The organism is Vibrio sp. 10N.222.55.C7 (assembly GCF_041473335.1).
Taxonomy (GTDB): Bacteria; Pseudomonadota; Gammaproteobacteria; order Enterobacterales; family Vibrionaceae; genus Vibrio; species Vibrio crassostreae_C.
This window is the reverse complement of the sequence record NZ_JBFRSC010000038.1, coordinates 11,866-33,502: the sequence shown is the minus strand read 5'-3', so window position 1 is coordinate 33,502 and position 21,637 is coordinate 11,866. Positions and strand designations below refer to the sequence as shown.

Here is a 21,637-nt window from a genome sequence, read left to right as displayed (position 1 = left end):
AATGACCGCTACATACGTTGCTCGACAACCTATCTTAAATCGCAAGAGGAATACACTCGGCTATGAGTTGTTATTTCGCGATGGAGAAAAGAATGCGTACCCAGCGCATATTGAGTCTAATCGAGCAACGTATCGTCTGATTGTTGAGAACTTCTTGTCTGTTGGTCTTAACCCTTCTATTCCATCTTCACGCTGCTTTATCAACTTCCCTTATCAAAGTTTGATTCGTCGACTGCCCTTAAGTTTGCCGAAAGATAAGGTGGTGGTAGAGATTCTGGAAACCTGTAAACCAACAGATGAATTGTTGGAAGCGGTTAAAGACCTTTACCAAGCGGGTTACATGATTGCCCTAGATGATTTTACTTCGACCCCAGAATGGGAACGTTTCCTTAAATACACGCATATCGTAAAGCTCGATATTATGCAGATGGGTTTGGATGAAGCGTGTGATTTGGTTAGGGCGCATCAAGGGAAAAAGTTTAGCTTTTTGGCGGAGCGCGTTGAGACCGAACAAGAATTCCAGCAAGCCAAAGAGGCTGGCTTTAAGTTTTTCCAAGGTTACTTTTTCAATAAACCGGAAATCATCAAGAGTAAATACATTAGCCCTGAGCAAGTGATTGCTATGGAGCTGTTTCAAGAAGTGTGTAAGCCCGATGTGGACTTTCAACGGGTGGAGAGCATTGTCGCGAAAGATGTGGCGCTCTCATATAAGCTGCTGCGTTTTGTGAATACTATGTCGCCGCGCCTTGAAGTTACCATCTCTTCTTTTCGTCAGGCTTTGGTATATCTAGGTCAAGAGAAACTGAAAATGTTTGTCTCGTTAGCCGTCGCCTCTTATGTGTCCGATAAAAAGCCTAAAGAGCTGTATGGATTGTCTCTACAGCGTGCTCAGTTTTGTCAGCGTATGTCTCGCTATCAGGCATTTGAAGGGTATAGAGAACAGGCCTTTATGATTGGCTTATTCTCCTTGTTGGATGCTCTGTTGGACTTGTCGTTAGATAACTTAGTCGAGCAGTTGCCGCTGTGTAAAAGTATCAAGGTTGCTCTATTACGTAGAGAAGGGCCATATGGTACCTTGCTCGCACTTGAAGAGAGCTTTGAGCATGCCGATTGGCAACAGATTGATGAGCACTGCGCCGATTTAGGATTAAGCGTGGATCAGGTTAAAACGGAGCTTACTGAAGCGCGCCGTTGGAGCTATACCGTGACCAACAAGCTCTGATATTTCTTCGTTAAACTTTTATGACAATTGAAACGCACGCCTTGACGTGCGTTTTTTTATATCTAAGATATGTGCATATCCATATATGAGTATGTTTTTATGCTTCCTCACCAATTTTTTAAATTACTGTCCGATGAAACGCGAGTGCGTTGCTTAATGTTGATAGTTCGCAATGAGTGCTTATCGGTTGGTGAGTTGACTCAGGCATTGCAAGAAAGTCAGCCAAAGGTTTCACGCCATCTTGCGCAGCTGCGTTCAAACGGTGTTTTGATTGATGTTCGCCAGGGGCAGTGGGTGTTTTACCGCCTGTCACAAGATTTACCAGGTTGGATGCTAAAGTTAATTGACGACCTTATTGCATCGAACTGTTTGAAAACTGAATACCAGCAAGATATTGAGCGCTTAGAGTCGATGAACTCACGCCCAGTATGTTGCGTTTAAATACATTAAAACTTAATGCCGAAATAGTTGTAGTTGCAGCTAGGCGACAAGTGAACTTATCCCTATGAGCATAGTGGCTCTATGTAATTAGGGCGGCCGGCGCTCCGGTAAGTGAACGTAGTCAACAACGCTGCGGCTTCAAATATGAAGGCAATTAACTGAGAGAACAGAAAATGACAGTCAAAGTAGGTATTAATGGTTTTGGTCGTATCGGCCGTCTAGCACTTCGCGCAGCATTCGATTGGGATGAGCTAGAATTTGTTCAAATTAACGATGTTGCTGGCGACACAACAACACTGGCCCACCTTCTAGAATTTGATTCAGTTCAAGGTCGCTTTCACCACGAAGTAACTGCAGAAGGCGATGAGATGATCATTAATGGCCAGCGCATCAAGACCACACAAGAGCGCGACATCGATGCGATCGACTGGTCTGGTTGTGATGTGGTTATCGAAGCGACAGGTGTTCACCGTAAGACCTCTTTCCTAAACAAATACCTAGAGCAGGGCGTGAAACGTGTTGTGGTATCGGCGCCAGTGAAAGAAGAAGGCATCGCAAACATCGTTGTTGGTGTGAATGACAATATCTTCGACCCTGCGGTACACAAAATCGTAACGGCAGCGTCTTGTACAACGAACTGTATCGCGCCAGTGGTTAAGGTGATCAACGAGAAGCTTGGTATCGAGAACGCAGCCTTCACCACTATTCACGATTTAACTAACACGCAAACTATTCTTGATGCGCCGCACAAAGACTTACGCCGCGCACGTGCATGTGGCATGAGTCTTATCCCAACAACGACGGGCAGCGCCAAAGCGATTGTTGAGATCTTCCCTGAGCTAGAAAACCGCATCAACGGCCACGCAGTTCGTGTACCGCTAGCGAACGCTTCTCTGACAGACATCATCTTCGAAGTGAAGCAAGACACCACGGCAGAAGAAGTTAACGCGATGCTGAAAGAAGCGTCTCAGAATGAACTAAAAGGTATTCTTGGCTTTGAAGAGCGTCCACTGGTTTCTATCGATTACAAAGGCGACCAACGCTCAACAATCGTGGATGCACTATCAACGATGTTGGTCGGTAAGCGCATGGTTAAGATCTACGCTTGGTACGACAATGAGATGGGTTACGCAACACGTACCGCTGAGCTTGTTCGTACCGTTGGCCTTGCTTAATAAGAATCTGGAGAAGATATAATGATACATCCAACATGGCAACTAGACCTAGAGCAAGGTGCGCTAGTGCTTACTCCGTGCCCAGGCACAAAAGAAGCAACGCTTGATGCATCACTGGCTCAGCTAAAAGAGCAAGGCGTTGAAGCTATCGTGACAGCACTTGATGACCATGAGCTTGCAAGCAAAGACGTGGCGGCACTTGGTGAAAAAACACGTGCGTTAGGTATGCAATGGTTCCAGATCGAAATTGAAGACGACTGTGCACCGGGTGCTGGTTTTGCTGCGAAGTGGCAAGCAGCTAGCCCTGAGCTACATAACATCGTCGATAACGGCGGCAAGGTTGCAATGCATTGTATGGGCGGCTCTGGTCGCACTGGTTTGTTCGCAGCTCACCTACTGTTAGAAAAAGGCTGGGATTTGAGCAAGGTAGTTCAAGAGGTGCAGGCACTGCGTCCAGGTGCCTTCACTAAACCTATCCAGGTTGAATACATTAATGGCGTAGCGAATAGCTAATAGTCATCAGTGTTAGACAGGGAGCTTTTGGTATCTGGAGTGTTGAACTTATCATGATCCAAAAGCTCTTTTTGTTTAGATTGCAGAGATAGCGTTATGTTTTCAAATCTAAGTAAGAGCGTTCGCCAATACATGTTGGTGACTTTTAACTACTGGAACTTCACCATTACTGATGGTGCACTTCGCATGTTGGTGGTTCTGTATTTTTACGACCTTGGCTACAGTTCGTTAGAAATCGCCTCACTGTTCCTTTTCTATGAATTCTTTGGTGTGGTGACTAACCTAATCGGTGGCTGGTTAGGGGCGCGTCTTGGCCTCAATAAGACCATGAACATTGGGTTAGGCATGCAAGTCGTCGCCTTGGGTATGCTCGCGGTGCCAACGGCAATGCTGACCATTCCTTGGGTCATGGCGGCGCAAGCCTTGTCTGGTATCGCTAAAGACCTCAATAAGATGAGTGCCAAGAGCTCAATTAAGACTCTGGTTCCTGATGAACAACAAGGCGCGCTTTATAAGTGGATTGCGATTCTGACCGGATCTAAGAATGCGCTTAAAGGGGCAGGCTTCTTTATTGGTGGTTTACTGCTTTCAACGATTGGCTTCCAATACGCCGTGCTCGCGATGGCAGCCGTGTTGGCATTGGTCTTCGTTGGCAGTGTGTTGAGCTTAGAAGCGGACATGGGCAAAGCGAAAACCAAGCCTAAGTTCAAACAGATCTTCTCTAAGTCTGAATCCATCAACATCCTATCCGCAGCACGTATGTTCCTGTTTGGCGCTCGTGATGTGTGGTTTGTGATTGCTTTGCCGATTTACCTAGGCAGTGTGTTTGGTTGGGATCACTCATGGGTTGGCGGTTTCTTAGCTGCTTGGACTATCGCTTATGGCTTTGTACAGGGCATAGCGCCGAAGATTACTGGTAAAGCTCAAGGTAAGGTGCCAGATGGCCATGCCGCGCTGTTATGGGCTGGTGCGCTGGCTATAGTGACCGCTGCTATCGCTTATGCGGTACAGATTGGCTGGCAACCCGAGTTAGTTATTATCGGTGGCTTGATGGTGTTTGGTGTCATCTTTGCGGTGAACTCATCACTTCACTCATATTTGATTGTGAGTTATGCGAAAGGCGATGGCGTTTCTCTTGATGTCGGTTTCTACTACATGGCAAACGCGATGGGCCGTTTGATTGGCACGATATTGTCGGGCTTGGTATTCCAAATGGCAGGTTTGTCTGCGTGTCTGTGGGTTTCCTTCGCATTCTTGGCGATAACGACGGTGATCTCTCTGCGTTTACCTAAAGTGCCGCAAGTCTCAGCAGCATAAGCTTCAGCCGCATGAGCCTCATTTGTAAGAGTGAAAGTCGCACGAACTAAATTCACACGAGCTAAATTCGCGATAAGCCTCTCCTTTAACACTAAGCTGACTTGGTATTTATTCCGGTCAGCTTTTTTATTGCTATAGTAGAATGATTGAATATTAATCAGGCATTTACATGAAGCAGCGAATTCTCTTTTTTGATTTAGCACGATGTGTCGCGGCCGTAGCGGTTATCGCGATTCATGTTTTGGCGCCTTATCGCAATGAGTTGGGCACTATTCCTTTCGGTGAATGGCTTACTGCCATTACGGTAAACGGTTTCAGCCGCTGGGCAGTACCTGTGTTCATTTTGATTACTGGCGCACTGATGCTCAGTGATCAGCGCCCGTTTGACGCCAAATACTACCTCAAGCGTCGTTTGGGCAAGGTACTGATACCTTTCATTGTCTGGTCGCTTTTCTATACCTATCTGTCGGGCTGGTCAGCAATGGGCTTTGATGCCGACGTCAGTTGGGACGTGTTGCTTAATAGCTACCATCATTACACCTATTACCACCTTGGTTTCTTCTATTACTTCATCCCACTCTATTTTGTGATTCCGTTCTTGCAGATCATGGTTAGAAAGTACGGTGATAGATCGGTCTATGCCTTTACGGCGGTATGGTTGTTCACAACATTGCTGTTCTTACTGAAAATCGATGGCCCTTGGAGTCACGAATTGTGGTTGTACACCGGTTACTTACCATTGGGTTACTTGCTGTATAAGATTGTGCCACTTAACAAGATGACCGTTGGCGTGAGTGTGTTACTGGGTGGGCTAGCGTTACTAACCACGGTTTACATGGTGGTTGATGCAAGCTTGGTAGCAGAAGAGTACACGGTAGGGCGCTGGCTATCTTACAAAACGTTGAATACCGTATTAGCCGCGAGCATGGTGTTCATGGTATGCCGTTACTATGGTGAAGGCCTGTCTGAGAAGAGTAACCAAGTGGTTGGCTTTATCAGTAAGCACAGCTTAGGTATTTACCTGCTGCACCCGATTTTCTTGTGGCCGATGAAAGAGTTTGGTTGGTACCAAGGACATCCGGTATGGGTTATTCCATTATGGATTGTGATCAGCGGAGCTGGCGCATTATGGATGAGCTGGTTGGTGTCTAAGTCAGAGAAAACGCGTTGGTTATTGCCTTAGCGGTGATTGCTAAGGCTTTCTGATGGATTGCTTAGGGACGACAGTTGAAGCGGCTGACGTTTAGCGCTTCAACGCAAAGTGTAAGAACTTATCGCCTTGGTAGGTTAAGGTTCCTTTGTCGCCAGGGTTAAGGGCGTGGAAATAGTGGATGCCGACTTGGAATTCTCGCTTCGGACCAACCACACCACGTTGAACGTAAATCCAGTACTCTTGATCTTCTTGGCCCGGTTCTGCGTCAGGAAGGTCGATCGATTGTTTGTCTAACACCGTGACATTCACTTTCTTCTCTGGCGCATTTTCACCTTGCGAGTGTTTTCGATAGAAACCAATAAATACCCAAGCCGCTAGAGCAGCGAGAGCAAAGATGGCAAAAAAGAGTGAATTAGGCATATAACCTCCATGTAGTCGTGATGGTTATTCTAGTCTTTCAGGCAATAGGGATATGTGTTTAAAGCCGTTATTCGTGAACTGTTGTAAGCCAAGCTGATTATTTTTCGGCAGACATCACATTTAATGGTCAGTTTGGGATAAAGCATTGTTATTTATTGTCTCTTTCTCTCGTAAATAACAGTGATTTTGTATAAGAATAGGGAAATGCTCGACTAGAATTATAGTGTGGAGTGGGAGGGCTAAGATGACCGATATTGAAAAAGTGGTGACAAGAACTCGCAATATAGAGAAATTATTGAGGCTTCAATATCATGCCGAAGGCGAAGGATTGCATGAGCTTGTAACAAGCTGTGAAGAAAGGCTACCGCACGATATGGTGAGCAAGCTGCGCTATATCGCAACGTGTCGTAATAAGGTAGTCAATGAACATGAGGCTAAGTTGGAAGACCAACATAAGTTCATCATGATGTGTAACGACTGTGAGAAGGAGCTGACTCCACGTAGTGGTCGTTTTATCTGGCGAGTTGCGATCTTACTGATGATGGCAATGACTTTAGCTGCCGCAGGTTTCTATTATGCGAACTGGGATGTGCTAACACTGCATCTGTTTTCGAAGTGAAAAAATTGAACAAAAAAAGGGACGCTCATGGCGTCCCTTTTTTTATCTGTAACTTGCTTAGTACATCATCGGTAGTGTCATTAGACCTACAACTACCGCGATCATTACAAGTCCTTGTCTTTGCGAAGATGAAATCATAACACTACTCCTAAATTTGGTTGTCTCTCGCTATGTTTTAAAGAATAGCACTACTTATGGCCTTAGATCAAGAATTACTTTCGAAAGCTTTAAAAGTAGTAGAAAACTATGAGTTTTTGGCTTGTTTGGCAGTGTTTAACTGTGTTTTATGGTGTGTTCTTAATTTGTTCGTTGTGATTTATGTTTGTTCTAATTTGATTTAACTTGTTGTTTTGTAATGGTTGTTTTGTGTAATTTATATTGTTAAAGGTTGTTAAACTGTATTAATAGAGGTTGGTGGTGGCTAGGTTGGTTTTGGTTGGTTTTTTAAGTTTTCGGCTTGGTTTTTGTGGCGATTTTTACCGGAGGCTTGAAATAACCTGACAAAACTGGGCGTTAAAAAAGAAAACTGGCTACTTTACAAGTCTAGGCTTGGTTGGCGTTTTTATTTTCCTATTAATCTTGAGTTTGTTTACTTAAGTTATTGTTATTATTTACTTTAAATGTGGTTATTTTAATTTTTTAAGTGTGGTATTTTACGGAATTAGGCCGGTTTTGGTGGGGTCGATAGGTTAGAATTGGCCAAAATTCAAGTATGGCGACTCTAATGCCAGTTTGAATGGGTTTTATGATGATTCGTTCTAGTTTTAAACGAATGGCCATTGTCATGGTGGTAATTGTTACGACTTCAATCTAAAGAGACTCTTTTTAGTGGAAGCGTAATCAAGATCCAATTTTGAGGGGCTGAGGCTTTACATCAACACTCGTGTGCCTAGACTGGCGACGATTTAAAGCAATAGGGCAAGTGGTATGTGGAGTTGGTTAGCGGTTTCCTTATCTGGTATCGGAGCAATAGCAGGAACGAAACATGGACATATCGGTCAGGCCTTATCGTATAAGGTATTTACCTTTGTATTATTAGCGACAATTGCTTTAACTCAGTCGGTTGTGGCTGACTTTACCTATTGGATAGTTGCGGGGTTGGCTATCTCTGCGATCGCAGATGTGCTTCATACTCTCACTCAAAAACGCCCTCTGCATTTTGTCTGCTTCTTATTGGCTCAACTCTGTTACAGCAAAGCTTTTTGGTTACAGCTATCAGGTGAAATGGTTTGGTGGTTGTTCGCGCTGTTATTGGCAGCTTGCGTTGTTGCTTTCTTTTTACTGCTGCCACGCTTAGACAAACTCGTTTTTCCCGTGGTCATCATGGGCATTGTGCTTATTCAGTTAGCATGGGCTTCTGGTGAGGTTTGGCTGCTGGATCCTCAGTTATCACACGCGGTCGGTTTTGCTGGCTGTAGCGTGCTGCTCCTTTCGGCCTTAGCTTATGCGCTAAACAGTTACCGCAGCCCAATCAAGGGCGCTTACTTTTGGGTAACGGGCAGTTACTTTCTCGCACACGCATTCATCGTCGCATCGATTACTATTTAGGGTAGAGCTCTCTCAAGCCTGAGCTACATCAAAACGGCGTTGCTAAAACTCGGTACTCTACGTGTAATTCATTAAACATGAGATAGAGTTATGACTACCGAAATTCATGCACACAACGTTTTAAACCTACTGAGTGAAAAGCCACTGACTCGTGAAGAGTTGACGCAAGAACTCGCTCAAACTTATGGCGCAGAAGCGCGTTTTCATACGTGTAAGCTGAACGGTCTGGATTTAGATGGATTGCTGAAGTTTTTCCTGAAGATGGAAAAGGTCGTGGTTATTGATGACAAGCTTTGCACTAATCGCGAACGTGTGTGTAACCACTAATTCCCAGAGATTTGGTTTTTAGAGCCTTTTGGCTTTTATCGATAAGAAGAGTGGATGCGACGTTTCGGCTTCACTCTTTAAATTCTCTTTTTCCTTTTTCCTTTCTATTTGCTCTCGCAAAATTCCCTTCTAATTACATAAGTTAATCCTTTTATTACTGCGTTCGAAAATCAATGTTGAGGCTGCTATACTCCGCGCACTTACGCTTTTCGAGACAAACTTATGGAAATTTTATCTGCAGCAACCATGCTGTTTCTTATTATGGACCCGCTTGGCAATCTACCAATCGTGCTCTCTATCCTTAAGCATATTGATCCGAAGCGTCGCCGTATTGTTCTTGTTCGTGAACTGATGTTTGCGCTGGTTATCCTGCTGTTGTTCTTGTTTGCTGGTCAAAGCATCATGAACTTCCTGCACGTGCAGCCTGAAACCTTGAGTATTTCTGGCGGTATTATTCTATTCATCATCGCGATTAAGATGATTTTCCCAAGTGCGGGTAGTATTACTGGCCTCGCGGCGGGTGAAGAACCGTTTATTGTGCCGATGGCGATCCCAATGATTGCTGGCCCTTCAGTGATTGCGGCATTGATTCTGTTGTCGACACAGCACCCTGACAACATGTTAGAGCTTTCAGGCGCAGTGATGCTGGCTTGGGGCGCTACCTTCTTTATTTTGATGTTTAATGGCTTCTTCCTGCGAGTGCTAGGTGAGAGAGGTCTTAAAGCCATCGAACGTTTGATGGGCTTGTTGTTGGTTATGCTGTCGACGCAAATGTTCCTCGATGGTGTGAAAGGCTACATGGGCTAACATCAATATCATTGCTGAATAAAAAAACGCCGCTCAAATGAGCGGCGTTTTTGTCTCTACTGTTTCTGTCATGATGTTTTCTGTAGCTAAGCGTTTTATATCTGGGCTTAAGCTCGATTACATCATGTGTTTGCGTCGGATATCGAGTAAGGCAAAGACTCCGAAAATCAATATTGACCATTTCTCCCAACGTGACATCTCGATCTTATCGCCGAATGCACCGATGAAAATCAGCATCTGCAGGCCGTGCATGAAGAACAAGAATGCGGTCATGATATAAAGCGCAATCGCAGCATTACCCGGAAACGGGTAGAAAATATTTACGATTAAGATAAACCAAACAAAGGCGATGGCTGCTTTTGCTAGTGGAAGCAAGAACTTCATTCAATAACTCCTATTCTTCAGTGATTCGATTGAACAGTCGGTAGCTTGACTGTCCGGTGGTCTTGTCGCGATGCAATTCCCAGTTCTCTGGCATAGCTTCGAGTTTCAGTTCTTTCTCTGTCTCGACGTAAATGATGGCATTGTCTGCAAGCCAACCGTTACTCTCAAGCAGTTGTACTGTTTCTGCCAGTAAGCCTTTGCGAAATGGTGGATCAAGGAAAACCATATCGTAAGGAGTGCCTGGTTTCTTAAGGAAAGAGATAGCATCAGTATTCACGACATTAATGTTGTCTGCCTTGAGCTCTTTCGCGTTATCAGAAAGCTGTTTAGCCGCCTTTTGATTCATTTCGAGCAGTGTCACCATTTTGGCTTGGCGAGAAGCTGCTTCAAAACCTAGACCGCCAGAACCGGCAAATACATCCAAGCAAGTTGAATGTGGGATATCTTGAGCCACCCAGTTAAAGAGTGTTTCTTTTACTCGGTCAATGGTTGGGCGTAATCCTTCTAAATCATGAACAGGCAGCTTTCTACCTCTCCATGAGCCACTAATAATTCGAACAAAGCCTCCGGATGGCTTTTTTTGTGATGTGTTTTGCTGGCGACGTCTTACCATAGATTTTTTGACCGCTAATAAAGTGATACTATACCGAGCCCAATTTAAGTGGGTTCGTGTATTAAATAAATTTGCAATGACAAAGTGTATCAAGCTAAAAGCAAACTTATCACTGCTTTGTCATTTTTCTTTACTATTCGTTTGTACAAGCTTGTATTGTATAACAATAGCAAAGAGTCGACGTGTATTAAGTCAATACAGCTAATTAGTAGATCTAGGAAACTCCTCTGATGACGGAAAAAAAGAAGCGCGGATTATTATCGTGGCTTGGTTTTGGTGAAGAAGAACAAAGCCCAAAAACTCAGAATGAAGCGAACGTAGAAAGCGTTGAAGATCAAACTGAAGTTGAATCACAAGTTGAGGCTGAACAGGTCGCGCCTGAAGCTGAACAAGTTAAGCCAACTGAATCTGAGCAAGCGCTTGAAGAAGCTCAACAAGAGCAGCAACCTGTCGCAGCAGAAGCAGAAGCAGAAGCAGAACAGGAAGAAGTGGCAGTTCCTCAAGCTAAGGTTGAAGAAGTACAAGAGAAGCCGACAGAAAGCTTCTTTGCTCGTCTCAAGCGCAGCCTAAGCCGCACTAAAGCAAACATCGGTGCTGGTTTCTTTGGTCTGTTCAAAGGCAAGCAAATCGATGAAGACCTGTTTGAAGAGCTAGAAGAGCAACTTCTGATTGCTGACGTGGGTATGAATACCACGGTTAAGATCATTGAAAACCTGACAGAAAAAGCATCTCGCAATGACCTAAAAGACGGTGAAGCGCTTTATGGTCTGCTCAAAGAAGAGATGGCAGACATCTTAAGCCAAGTGGAACAGCCACTGGTTGTTGATACCACTAAAACACCTTACGTTATCTTAATGGTGGGTGTGAACGGTGTAGGTAAGACAACTACGATCGGTAAGCTGGCGAAACAATTCCAAAATGAAGGCAAGAAAGTGATGCTAGCAGCGGGTGATACCTTCCGTGCTGCAGCCGTTGAACAGCTTCAGGTTTGGGGTCAGCGTAACGATGTGCCAGTTATCGCTCAACACACTGGTGCGGACAGTGCGTCTGTTATCTACGATGCGATTGAAGCAGCGAAGGCTCGTGGTGTTGATGTTGTGATTGCTGATACAGCCGGTCGTTTGCAGAACAAGAGCAACCTGATGGAAGAGCTACGCAAGATCGTTCGTGTAATGAAGAAGATTGATGACTCTGCGCCACACGAAATCATGCTAACGCTCGATGCAGGTACAGGTCAGAACGCTATCAGCCAAGCGAAGTTGTTCAGTGAAGTGGCTCCAGTTACGGGTATTACACTGACTAAGCTAGATGGTACGGCGAAAGGTGGTGTAATTTTCTCAATTGCTGACCAGTTCCAGATTCCAATCCGCTACATTGGTGTGGGTGAAGGTATTGATGACCTGCGTCCATTTGAATCTAAAGACTTCATTGAAGCACTATTTAGCCGCGAAGAGTAACGCGAGTAGCAAAGTGGTTTATCCTTAATCTGCTACCGTTTTTAAATTTGATATTAGTGATCGTAAGAGGAATTTTCGGTGATCAAATTTCAGCAAGTGAGTAAAGCCTACCGAGGTGGAAGACAAGCGCTCCAAAAAGTGGACTTTCACCTGAAACGTGGAGAGATGGCTTTTTTGGGTGGGCACTCTGGGGCTGGTAAAAGTACCTTGCTGAAGTTGATCTGCGCGATAGAGCGTCCAACTGATGGACGTGTCTGGTTCAACGATCACGATATCACTCGTATCCCAGCCAAAGACATTCCTTTCTTACGCCGTAATATTGGGATTGTTTTTCAAGACCATCGCCTGCTGATGGACCGTTCGATTTTCGATAACGTCGCTCTGCCTATGCGTATTGAATCTATTTCTGAAAACGAAATAAAACGCCGAGTCAGTGCTGCGTTGGATAAAACCGGTTTATTAGATAAAGCCCGTTGTTTGCCAAGCCAACTTTCTGGTGGTGAACAACAACGCGTGGGTATTGCTCGCGCCGTGGTTAACCGTCCAACTCTGCTTTTAGCCGATGAGCCTACCGGTAATCTAGACCCTGAATTATCTAACCGTGTGTTGCGATTATTTGAAGAATTCAACCGCGCAGGTGTGACGATCATCCTAGCGACGCATGATATCGGGTTAGTGAACACTCGCCCTCAGTACCGCCATCTTGAATTAAACCAAGGATTTTTGAGTGAGGTTGAAGACTATGGCCGCGAATAAGCGCATCAAAAAACCTCAATCTAATCGAGCAGCAAACCGCGCTTCAAGCGACGGCTTCTTTGTTGTTCACTGGAAACAAGCCAAGTCATCGTTCTCGCAAATGTGGCAGCGCCCGTTAGGCAACTTACTGACCCTTGCGGTGATCTCTATGGCGTTGGCGATGCCAGCTTGTTTGTACCTATTAGGTAAAAATGTAGGGGAAGTGGCGCAAGATGTCACTAGCCCGTCACAAATAAGTGCTTATGTAGAGGATGGTATTCCTGAGCCACGAGTAATGGTGCTTAAGGATGAAATCGAAAGTTGGGATCAAGTTGAGCTCGTGGAGTACATTTCTCCACAGCAAGGGCTTGCAGACCTCAGCCAGTATTCTGGTTTTGAAGACGCCCTAACCATTCTCGACGATTATTCACTGCCAGGTGTGCTGGTGATTACGCCAAGCGTGCACAGCGATACCTTAATTAAAGAGCTGGCAGGCACAGTTAAACAACAAGAATTAGTGACCGATGTTCGCCTAGACGAAGATTGGTTAGCGCGATTAGATGCGATCAAAGCATTAGCGGCTGTCATCGTGATTACCTTAACGGTATTGATGCTGGGCGCGGTATTTCTGATTATCGGCAATACACTACGATTTAATGTGTTGGCGCATAAAGAAGAGATTCAAACCATGAAGCTGATTGGTGCGACCGACAGCTACATTCTTCGACCATACCTTTATGCTGGGATGTGGTTTGGCGTTTTAGGTTCGATTAGCGCTTGGGTAATGACGGCATTGATTACCGTATTGCTGAACAGCGCGGTGGATGACTTGGCTCAGCTATACGACAGCCACTTCCGTTTAATTGGCCTGAATTGGGATGAATCTTTACTGCTTTTGATCGTCGGAACTCTGCTTGGTAGTGTGGCTGCAAAGCTTTCTGCACAGCGTCACCTAAAAGAAATTGAACCAGTTTAGGTGAATAGAGTCATATTTAGACGAAAAATAGGCACTTCTTAACCAGTTTTTGCCTTGTATAGACGAATTGATTATGCATAATTACTTCCCCCTCCTTGAAACCTGTTCATTTTAGGTTCAAGATTGTAGGGTTTTAATAGATGTATTACTCCAGATCAGAGATTGATGAGGAACCGAATGGCAAACCAAGCGTATCAAATGGCTTTAGTCACACAAGATAGTTTAGATAGCTATATCCGCTCAGCGAACAGCTACCCTATGCTGACTCCTGAAGAGGAACGTGGACTTGCAGAGCGATTACATTACAAAGGTGAGATCGACGCTGCGAAAGGCTTGATCCTTTCCCACCTAAGATTCGTGGTGCACGTTGCAAGAGGCTACTCTGGCTACGGGCTACCAATGGCTGATCTCGTCCAAGAAGGTAACATCGGCTTGATGAAGGCTGTTAAGCGCTTCAATCCAGAAGTTGGTGTTCGTCTCGTCTCGTTTGCTGTTCACTGGATCAAAGCTGAAATCCATGAATACGTTCTACGTAACTGGCGTATCGTTAAAATTGCGACCACTAAGGCACAGCGTAAACTGTTCTTTAACCTTCGTAAGTCTAAAAAGCGTTTGGGTTGGTTCAATAACGGTGAAGTTGAGACGGTTGCTCGTGAACTGGGTGTTGAGCCTTCAGAAGTTCGTGAGATGGAATCTCGCTTAGCAGCACAAGATGCGACGTTTGAAGCGCCTATGGACGATGACGATGGCGGTTCTGCTTACACTGCTCCAGTTTACTACCTAGAAGACAAGGCGTCAGACGTTGCTGAGACGGTTGAAGCGGCTAACTGGGAGTCACACACCAATAATCGCCTAGGGCTAGCACTAGCAAGCTTAGACGAGCGTAGCCAACACATTGTTCGCTCACGTTGGTTAGACGACAACAAGGCAACCCTGCAAGACTTAGCGGATACCTACAGTATCTCAGCTGAGCGTGTTCGCCAGTTAGAAAAGAATGCGATGAAGAAATTGAAACAAGCCGTTGGTGATTTCTAATAGCATCTAGTTTCTATTAGCTTCTACTTTCTAGTAGAGCTAACAAATAGCTGAATTTTGAAAAGGCCGAGATCGAGAGATCTCGGCCTTTTTGTTTTGGATCGATTTCTCAACTTTTGCGATCGAAATTTGCAAAATGATTTTGTGGATAACTCTGTGAGAAGTTTATTCGTCAGCTATCTAAAAGCAGTGTGTAGTAAGGCTTTGACGGGGTTTTTCGAGTGGGGATATGTTTCAGTTAACCCACAGTTAGATCAGGATCATTACTACATGTTGTGGATCTATTTTTGAAAAGACACTTTATTCACGCAATTCACAGATTTATCCACAAATGGTGTAAAAGTGATCGCTGGTGGATAACCTTATTAAGTGGATGTGAATGTTAGCCTTGGGATAGGTTACAATGGCAGCAAAGTAAATCAGTATAAAAAGAGAAAGTCATGGACCAGTTTAAACATATCGATGTTAAAGGCGCTCAAGCCCTCATCGAACAAGGCGAAGCTCGACTTGTCGATATACGTGACCCGCAGTCTTTTGCGGTTGCCCACCCAAAAACAGCCTACCACCTGACTAACGATACGATGGTGTCATTCATGGATGAGGTTGAGTTCGAACAACCTATCTTAGTGATGTGCTACCACGGCATCAGTAGCCAAGGTGCGGCACAATATTTAGTGAACCAAGGCTTTGAAGAGGTATATAGTGTTGATGGTGGTTTCGAAGCTTGGCATCGTGCTGAACTTCCAGTGATCGCAGGTTAATGACTTTCATCACCTGAACCGCCTCAAGCATCCCTCATAGAATGAATAGGAAGTAACAATGATTAGATTGATGGTGTTAGACAATCCACGTCTTGCTCAAGCATTTATTGATTATATGGCCTCTCGTCAGATCCCTATTCAGATGTCTCCAGAGGGAGAAGGGCGTTTTGCTCTTTGGCTTCTTGATGGCCAATTTCAGGTTGAAACCGAAGCTGAGCTGAATCGTTTTCTGGCTGAGCCCAATCATAAGCGCTATCAAGCTGCATCTTGGGACATGGCAGAGACCAGAAAGAGCAACTTCCATTACCACACGCCAAGCTTCATGGGCATGATCAAAGCCAAAGCAGGCCCAGTGACACTAAGCCTGATGTTGGTGTGTGTGGTGATTTTTGCGCTGCAACAGATCGGTTTTGGCCAAGCTATTTTCAATGCCCTACATTTCCCAGCGGTGGATGGACAGCAATGGCAGCTGTGGCGTTGGTTGAGTCATGCCGTTCTACATTTCTCTGTTATGCACATCGCATTTAATATTTTGTGGTGGTGGCAGCTAGGTGGAGACATTGAGAAGAAACTTGGCAGCCTCAAGCTACTTCAGATCTTTGCTGTCTCTTCTGCGCTTTCAGGTGCTGGGCAGTATTGGGTTGAAGGGGCGAACTTCGGTGGTTTGTCTGGTGTTGTGTATGCCTTGGTTGGTTACTTATGGGTGGTTGGTGCGAAGGCGCCACAACTTGGTTTAGGTATCCCAAGACAGATTGTCGGCTTTATGTTGGTGTGGTTGGTGCTTGGGTACATGCAGCCATTTATGGCTATCGCCAATACGGCGCATTTAGCTGGTCTAGCCGCTGGTGTGATTATTGGCTTTATCGATGCGATGAAAGCACCAAGCTCGGCAAGAAGCTAATTCATATCTTCTAATGAGTAGCCAAACGATAGAGACAAAAAAAGCGGCCAGATGAGCCGCTTTTTTATTGGGATTCGTTTTACATCATTACTGATAAAGGTATTTGGTAAACAGTAAGTCAGCAATCAGGGTTTTACCTGTCTCTGGGAGCAAAATCTTGTTGAGGTGTTCAACTAAGGATTTTCTTAAGTCTTCACGGCCAGATAGAGATTTAATGGTTTCTTCGTTTTGTTTGCCAAGCAATTCAATCACCGCATCGCGAATCAGTGGTTGGTGATGCTCAATAGCGGCCAAGTCGTTACTATTTGCCACCATGATGTCGAGGCGAACCTGAATGTAGCCCAGTTTTTTACCTTTAGTGTAAAAATTGGTGGTCAGGTCTGGCTCTAGCGTGAAGTAGGCGAGTTTAGCTGCCGACTCCTCTTCAGCGAAACTTGATGCTGAAAAGAGTAGGGTAATCGCAAGAAATATTTGGGCTACATAACGTTTGTGCATATTTGTGACTTTTCTTTAGTTTATTCGCGATATTCGAAACGCATTAGTCTTGTTACAATGAGCGGTCTAAATCTAAATACGTTTACAATTCGAAGAACGCTTTAATTTTGTTCGAAAGTTGAAGCTTTATTGTACGTGTAAAGTCACCTATTGAATACTAGTATGAATCAGCCAATATCGCTGTATCTTAATTCGTTAATGAATGTAGATTGGCAAAGTACAGAAACATTTGATTTTCCTAATGAAACCACCAAAGAGTGGCTGATGGAGCAAGGTTCTCTTTCCCGCAAGTTGGGGAAGTGCTGTCAGCACCTGTCTGTTGAGTTGCTTCATAATCAAGTTGTAGAACGCTCAATGCTGCAACAAGACGAGGAACATCTTTTATCATCGTTTGATTGCTTACTGCGTAAAGTGATTTTAAAGGGTGATGACGAACCGTGGGTGTTAGGTCGAACCTTGATTCCCCGAGTCACATTAGAAGATCATCAGCACTCAGACCTTTCTCAACAAGGTAATGTCCCGCTTGGATTGACCGTTTTTAGTGCTGAGAACGTGGAGCGAGATGCGCTGCAAGTTGGTTGGGTTATCGCAGGCGATGAGCGATTACTCGCGCGTCGTTCTCGATTATGGATGAACCATAAACCGATGCTTGTGGCAGAACTGTTTTTACCAACATCACCCATTTACTCTAAGGAGAGTGTGTAAATGCTTGCCACCAAAGCGAAGGCGTATTGGCAATTAACGCGAATGAATCGCCCGATTGGTACCCTATTACTCCTTTGGCCGACCTTGTGGTCACTGATTATCGCCGCACAAGGTATGCCTGATTTTGATGTCTTGGTTGTTTTTGTACTCGGCGTGGTGTTGATGCGTTCAGCTGGCTGTGTGATCAATGACTTTGCGGACCGTAAAGTAGATGGTCATGTTAAACGTACCAAGCAGCGTCCACTGCCGTCTGGTTTGGTTTCCAGTAAGGAAGCGATTCTGCTCTTTTTAGTGCTAGCCGTAGTTTCATTCTTGCTGGTACTCACCATGAATCCACTGACCATTAAGCTCTCATTTATTGGTGTGGGTCTGGCGTTCATTTACCCTTTCATGAAGCGTTTTACGCATCTTCCACAGTTGTTTCTTGGCTTAGCGTTTAGTTGGGCGATACCAATGGCTTGGGCTGCACAAACCAATGAACTACCAAGTATTGTTTGGTTTATCTTCGTTATTAATGCTTTGTGGACGGTTGCTTACGACACGCAATATGCGATGGTAGACCGAGATGATGACTTGAAGATTGGTATTAAATCGACGGCTATTTTATTTGGTCGCTTCGATAAACTGATTGTTGGCTCTTTGCAACTCGTCACCCTAGCGATGCTGATTGCGTTAGGCATGCATTACCAACTAGGAGATACCTTCTATTGGGCACTGTTGGTAGCGGGAAGCTTATTTGTGTATCAACAACACCTGATGCGCCACCGTGATCGAGACCTTTGTTTCCAAGCCTTTCTAAACAACAACTATGTTGGAATGGCAGTGACAGCGGGCTTGTTCATTACCTTCTGGTAAGCATCCGCTTTTCGAGTTAACGAATGCTAAAGAAAAAGGCACCCATTGGGTGCCTTTTTTGATCGCGTTTGGCCTCGCTATTCAAGAGACACCAAGCTGATGATTACTCCGCTTGGTGGATACTCTCTTGAATCGTCAAACGTACTTCAGGGTAAAGCATTGAGTAGAGAAGCTTAGCGAATTGCTGAGTCTTGTCTAAATCACAGTTACCATCGTTATCCAGATATTGCTGTTGTTTCAGAGTTGCGAACATCGACGCAAACACGCCTTTATCGAAGAACTCTGGTGCATTGATGCCTTGCAGACGACCAAGTCGCTGTGCAATGTCTTGGCTCTTCTGTTCAAGATCGGATTTATCCAGATCAGGGTTCTCTGCTAACAGGTTCAAAGCAATAGAGTAGCGTTGTAGCGTTTCTGAAATCGTACGACCTAACAGCATCAGTGCTTGGCTGTTTGATTGGTTGATGGTGACTTCATTATCAGAAACCACAAGCATACCTTGGTTAACCAGCTCTTCAATGATGTTAGAAACCACGCCTTCAAGCTTGTCTTCGTCGTAGCTTAGGAACAGCTCTTTCTTCAAGAACGGGTAGATAGCAGCAACGTTCTCTTGGATCGCGTCAATTGATAAACCGCGTTGACGAATAGTCATCTGTGCAATTAGCGATGGCAGAGCAAACAAGTGAATGATGTTGTTTCGGTAGTAGGTCATCAGAATTGACTGGTGACGGTCTAGCGAAATGATGTCGCCCATTGAGTCTGATTCAATCAAGAACTTGTTCAGTGATTCAGCATGTTTTACTAAATCTTCAGCGCTGTCTTTTGGCACAGTGAACGTTGCCGAATATGGAACATTCTTAAGCAGAGACAGGTAGCAATTAATCTGAGAAACCAAAGAGTCACGAGACAATGCGCGCTGTCTTGAAGCCAATAGTGCCGTTGCACAAAGGGTCAGGGCATTGGTCGCTGCCGCATCGTTAATGTGCGTCATCATTTTGGTCGCCAAGTCATTAACCACCGGGTTCATCCATTGTGGTTTGCTAGTGCCCATTGGGTCGATGTCTTTGGTCCACTCAGGTGAGTGTTCATTCAGGTATTGGTTCAGTTGAATTGGCTCACCGAAGTTCACGTAGCCTTTACCAAAGTTACGCAGCTTACGAATGGTACGAATCACTAAGCTCGCGTTTTCTTTCTCTTTACGCTTACCACGAAGTTCTTTTGCGTAAGTCGCCACTTCCATCACGTGCTCGTAGCCGATGTACACAGGAACCAAAGTCACCGGGCGATTCATGCCGCGCAGCATCGCTTGAATAGTCATCGCCAACATGCCGGTCTTCGCTTGCAATAAACGACCTGTACGAGAACGCCCACCTTCACTGAAGTACTCTACTGAGTAACCTTTAGCGAACAACTCCGCTAGGTATTCACGGAAAATCGTCGAGTACAGCTTGTTGCCTTTGAAGCTACGACGAATAAAGAACGCACCACCATGACGGAAAATAGGACCGGCAGGGAAGAAGTTCAGGTTGATACCCGCAGCGATGTGCGGCGGCACCATGCCTTCATGATAAAGCACATAAGAAAGCAGTAAGTAGTCCATGTGGCTACGGTGACAAGGCACGTAAACAATCTCGTGACCATCTTGAGCCAACTTACGAACCGTTGAAGCGTTGCTGATATGCAGGCCTTGGTACAACTTATTCCACAGCCAACCAAGAATCTTCTCACCACGCTTGATCAGCGAGTAAGAGAAGTTCGCAGCAATCTCGTCCATAATGTCTTGAGCTTCTTTGCTCGCTTTCTCGATCGAGATGTTCTTTGCTTGTGCTTCGTCTTCAATCGCTTTTTTGATCGCTTCTGATTTTAACAGGCGATCAAACAGAGCTTGGCGGCTTGGCAGGTTAGGGCCTGATGCTGCAAGCTTTTGGCGAGAGAAGTGAATACGTGCCACGCGCGCCAGTTTGTGCGCGATGGTGCTGTCGGTGCCGTGTGAGTTGGCCATGTAACGCAGAGAAACCACAGGACTAAAGCGAACCAAGCAGTCACGACCGGCTAGCAATACCGCTTTTGATTTCTCTAAGCCGTTCATTGCCTGTAGGTAAGGCTTCTGGTTATTCTCTTTACCAGGTTTGCGCCCCCACAAAACGGTAGCAGGGATAACTTGAACATCGAGTTCAGAGTCGTCGGCGTGCAGTGAAAGCAATTCAGAGAACACTTCAATTGAAGAGCTTGGTACATAATCATCGTCTTGCAGCAGAGTTTTGCGAGAAGAGATGAAAACGTAGCGTTGCAGTGATTTGCCGTTGATTTCAAGCTTGCTCAACGGATCAGGTAGGCCTAATTCAAGTGCATGTTTTTGCAATGTAAGAATGTCGACACTTGAGCGAAACGGTAAGGCGTATACAATCGGTTTGCTCAAATCAATGTTCAAATCCTCAACAGGGTTTGAAGGAATTGATGTGCCCTTTACCAATACGGATAAAGGTAGCTTCATTAATGAACGTGAAAAAGATTGTCCAGAAGACATATAGGTTCACTGCCTCAATAGTTATTTCAATGTGCTGAAGCGTATCTCTATTTCTCTGATAAAAAGGATAAATCCTATGAGTGAAATAGGGATAAGCCTAGGCGTAAATTTAATCGATGCAAGAATACCAGAAACTGGTCTAACCTTTTAATGGAAATAGTCATATTGCCGTTAAGTTTGTGGAAAATCATTCATCGACTGATTGAGTATAGGGTTAAAAATGACCAAAAAATCAAACACCGGATTCAAACGCATCATCAAAGCAGCAGGCTTTTCATGGCAAGGCATTACGAGTTCGTTTAAAAATGAGGCTGCATTTCGACAGGAAGTGTTCATGGCGGTCGTGCTTATTCCGTTGGCATTTTACCTAGATGTAAGCCAAGTTGAACGAATCTTAATGATCTCATCGGTGGTATTGGTGATGGTTGTCGAGCTAATCAATACCGCGATTGAAGCGGTTGTCGACCGAATCGGCAGTGAACATCATGAGCTTTCTGGGATGGCTAAAGATGTCGGTTCGGCAGCAGTTTTCATCTGTTTGGCACTCGCAGGTTATGTGTGGCTAGAGGTCCTGTTTTTGTAATTTGCTAAAAATGAACTAAAAACAACCAATTGCTTTGCTTTTGTTCAGTTACTGGATATACTCACAGT

The 21,637-nt window shown here is 44.8% G+C and carries 24 protein-coding genes; 19 read left to right on the top strand and 5 right to left on the bottom strand.

What is annotated here, in order from left to right; all coding sequences use genetic code 11:
• Position 1 precedes the first annotated feature (1 nt).
• The 6 genes from AB4482_RS14165 (at position 2) to AB4482_RS14140 (ending at position 5,851) form a co-directional block, all read left to right on the top strand.
• The gene (locus tag AB4482_RS14165) at positions 2–1,222 is read left to right on the top strand and encodes an EAL and HDOD domain-containing protein (RefSeq protein ID WP_372128524.1); all 1,221 of its coding nucleotides are present in this window, start codon (positions 2–4) and stop codon (positions 1,220–1,222) included.
• A 99-nt stretch (positions 1,223–1,321) separates the two neighbouring features.
• Complete coding sequence (locus AB4482_RS14160; protein ID WP_017063763.1) at positions 1,322–1,663, top strand: metalloregulator ArsR/SmtB family transcription factor; 342 nt, start codon at positions 1,322–1,324, stop codon at positions 1,661–1,663.
• A 173-nt stretch (positions 1,664–1,836) separates the two neighbouring features.
• Positions 1,837–2,838: an ArsJ-associated glyceraldehyde-3-phosphate dehydrogenase gene (locus AB4482_RS14155; RefSeq protein WP_017061027.1), complete on the top strand. Its 1,002-nt coding sequence runs from the start codon at positions 1,837–1,839 to the stop codon at positions 2,836–2,838.
• A 21-nt stretch (positions 2,839–2,859) separates the two neighbouring features.
• The gene (locus AB4482_RS14150) at positions 2,860–3,351 is read left to right on the top strand and encodes a cyclin-dependent kinase inhibitor 3 family protein (protein WP_017061028.1); all 492 of its coding nucleotides are present in this window, start codon (positions 2,860–2,862) and stop codon (positions 3,349–3,351) included.
• 96 nt (positions 3,352–3,447) lie between these two features.
• Entirely contained in the window at positions 3,448–4,668 is a 1,221-nt protein-coding gene (gene arsJ, locus AB4482_RS14145) for an organoarsenical effux MFS transporter ArsJ (RefSeq protein WP_372128526.1), read from the top strand.
• A gap of 169 nt (positions 4,669–4,837) precedes the next feature.
• Positions 4,838–5,851 carry an acyltransferase gene (locus AB4482_RS14140; protein ID WP_372111208.1) on the top strand — a complete coding sequence of 338 codons (1,014 nt, stop codon included), beginning with the start codon at positions 4,838–4,840 and terminating at the stop codon, positions 5,849–5,851.
• Between the two features lie 60 nt (positions 5,852–5,911).
• On the opposite strand, the gene AB4482_RS14135 is transcribed toward AB4482_RS14140, so the two are convergent.
• On the bottom strand, positions 5,912–6,241 hold the full coding sequence (locus tag AB4482_RS14135; protein WP_017061032.1) for a DUF2500 domain-containing protein: 330 nt from the start codon (positions 6,239–6,241) through the stop codon (positions 5,912–5,914).
• Positions 6,242–6,485: 244 nt separating this feature from the next.
• On the opposite strand from AB4482_RS14135, the gene AB4482_RS14130 reads away from it, so the two are divergent.
• The 4 genes from AB4482_RS14130 (at position 6,486) to AB4482_RS14115 (ending at position 9,542) form a co-directional block, all read left to right on the top strand.
• The gene (locus AB4482_RS14130) at positions 6,486–6,860 is read left to right on the top strand and encodes a hypothetical protein (RefSeq protein ID WP_004736595.1); all 375 of its coding nucleotides are present in this window, start codon (positions 6,486–6,488) and stop codon (positions 6,858–6,860) included.
• A 927-nt stretch (positions 6,861–7,787) separates the two neighbouring features.
• Positions 7,788–8,408 (top strand): lysoplasmalogenase, encoded by a 621-nt coding sequence (locus tag AB4482_RS14125; protein ID WP_017061033.1) that lies wholly within the window; start codon positions 7,788–7,790, stop codon positions 8,406–8,408.
• A 90-nt stretch (positions 8,409–8,498) separates the two neighbouring features.
• Complete coding sequence (locus tag AB4482_RS14120; protein ID WP_017061034.1) at positions 8,499–8,735, top strand: YecH family metal-binding protein; 237 nt, start codon at positions 8,499–8,501, stop codon at positions 8,733–8,735.
• A 222-nt stretch (positions 8,736–8,957) separates the two neighbouring features.
• Positions 8,958–9,542 carry a YhgN family NAAT transporter gene (locus tag AB4482_RS14115; protein ID WP_017063768.1) on the top strand — a complete coding sequence of 195 codons (585 nt, stop codon included), beginning with the start codon at positions 8,958–8,960 and terminating at the stop codon, positions 9,540–9,542.
• Between the two features lie 117 nt (positions 9,543–9,659).
• Here the strand turns inward: AB4482_RS14115 and AB4482_RS14110 are convergent, their stop codons facing one another.
• Both AB4482_RS14110 and rsmD read right to left on the bottom strand, forming a co-directional pair.
• Positions 9,660–9,926: a DUF1145 domain-containing protein gene (locus tag AB4482_RS14110; protein ID WP_016784000.1), complete on the bottom strand. Its 267-nt coding sequence runs from the start codon at positions 9,924–9,926 to the stop codon at positions 9,660–9,662.
• Positions 9,927–9,936: 10 nt separating this feature from the next.
• Positions 9,937–10,539 (bottom strand): 16S rRNA (guanine(966)-N(2))-methyltransferase RsmD, encoded by a 603-nt coding sequence (rsmD, locus tag AB4482_RS14105; protein ID WP_017061036.1) that lies wholly within the window; start codon positions 10,537–10,539, stop codon positions 9,937–9,939.
• Positions 10,540–10,769: 230 nt separating this feature from the next.
• On the opposite strand from rsmD, the gene ftsY reads away from it, so the two are divergent.
• The 6 genes from ftsY (at position 10,770) to glpG (ending at position 16,404) form a co-directional block, all read left to right on the top strand.
• Complete coding sequence (gene ftsY / locus AB4482_RS14100) at positions 10,770–11,996, top strand: signal recognition particle-docking protein FtsY (RefSeq protein WP_136974442.1); 1,227 nt, start codon at positions 10,770–10,772, stop codon at positions 11,994–11,996.
• Between the two features lie 78 nt (positions 11,997–12,074).
• Positions 12,075–12,752 carry a cell division ATP-binding protein FtsE gene (gene ftsE, locus AB4482_RS14095; protein ID WP_004736585.1) on the top strand — a complete coding sequence of 226 codons (678 nt, stop codon included), beginning with the start codon at positions 12,075–12,077 and terminating at the stop codon, positions 12,750–12,752.
• Positions 12,739–13,707, top strand: a complete 969-nt coding sequence (gene ftsX / locus AB4482_RS14090; protein ID WP_372055705.1) for a permease-like cell division protein FtsX — start codon at positions 12,739–12,741, stop codon at positions 13,705–13,707. Before ftsE ends, ftsX begins: the two co-directional genes overlap by 14 nt.
• Positions 13,708–13,884: 177 nt before the next feature.
• A complete protein-coding gene (rpoH, locus tag AB4482_RS14085) occupies positions 13,885–14,742 on the top strand; it encodes an RNA polymerase sigma factor RpoH (protein WP_017055518.1) in 858 nt (285 codons plus the stop codon).
• Between the two features lie 440 nt (positions 14,743–15,182).
• Complete coding sequence (gene glpE / locus AB4482_RS14080; protein WP_017061039.1) at positions 15,183–15,503, top strand: thiosulfate sulfurtransferase GlpE; 321 nt, start codon at positions 15,183–15,185, stop codon at positions 15,501–15,503.
• A 58-nt stretch (positions 15,504–15,561) separates the two neighbouring features.
• Entirely contained in the window at positions 15,562–16,404 is an 843-nt protein-coding gene (glpG, locus tag AB4482_RS14075) for a rhomboid family intramembrane serine protease GlpG (protein ID WP_017063770.1), read from the top strand.
• 87 nt (positions 16,405–16,491) lie between these two features.
• Here glpG and AB4482_RS14070 read toward each other — a convergent pair whose 3' ends face one another.
• Positions 16,492–16,899, bottom strand: coding sequence for a flagellar basal body-associated protein FliL (locus AB4482_RS14070; protein WP_048610748.1), 408 nt, complete (start codon positions 16,897–16,899; stop codon positions 16,492–16,494).
• Between the two features lie 162 nt (positions 16,900–17,061).
• Between AB4482_RS14070 and AB4482_RS14065 the strand changes: the two genes are divergently transcribed.
• Together AB4482_RS14065 and ubiA are read left to right on the top strand one after the other, a co-directional pair.
• On the top strand, positions 17,062–17,604 hold the full coding sequence (locus AB4482_RS14065) for a chorismate lyase (RefSeq protein WP_164091128.1): 543 nt from the start codon (positions 17,062–17,064) through the stop codon (positions 17,602–17,604).
• Positions 17,605–18,459: a 4-hydroxybenzoate octaprenyltransferase gene (ubiA, locus tag AB4482_RS14060; protein WP_333914008.1), complete on the top strand. Its 855-nt coding sequence runs from the start codon at positions 17,605–17,607 to the stop codon at positions 18,457–18,459.
• Positions 18,460–18,562: 103 nt separating this feature from the next.
• Here ubiA and plsB read toward each other — a convergent pair whose 3' ends face one another.
• Entirely contained in the window at positions 18,563–20,986 is a 2,424-nt protein-coding gene (plsB, locus tag AB4482_RS14055) for a glycerol-3-phosphate 1-O-acyltransferase PlsB (protein ID WP_017071790.1), read from the bottom strand.
• Between the two features lie 220 nt (positions 20,987–21,206).
• On the opposite strand from plsB, the gene AB4482_RS14050 reads away from it, so the two are divergent.
• Complete coding sequence (locus tag AB4482_RS14050) at positions 21,207–21,569, top strand: diacylglycerol kinase (protein ID WP_372128640.1); 363 nt, start codon at positions 21,207–21,209, stop codon at positions 21,567–21,569.
• Positions 21,570–21,637: the final 68 nt, after the last annotated feature.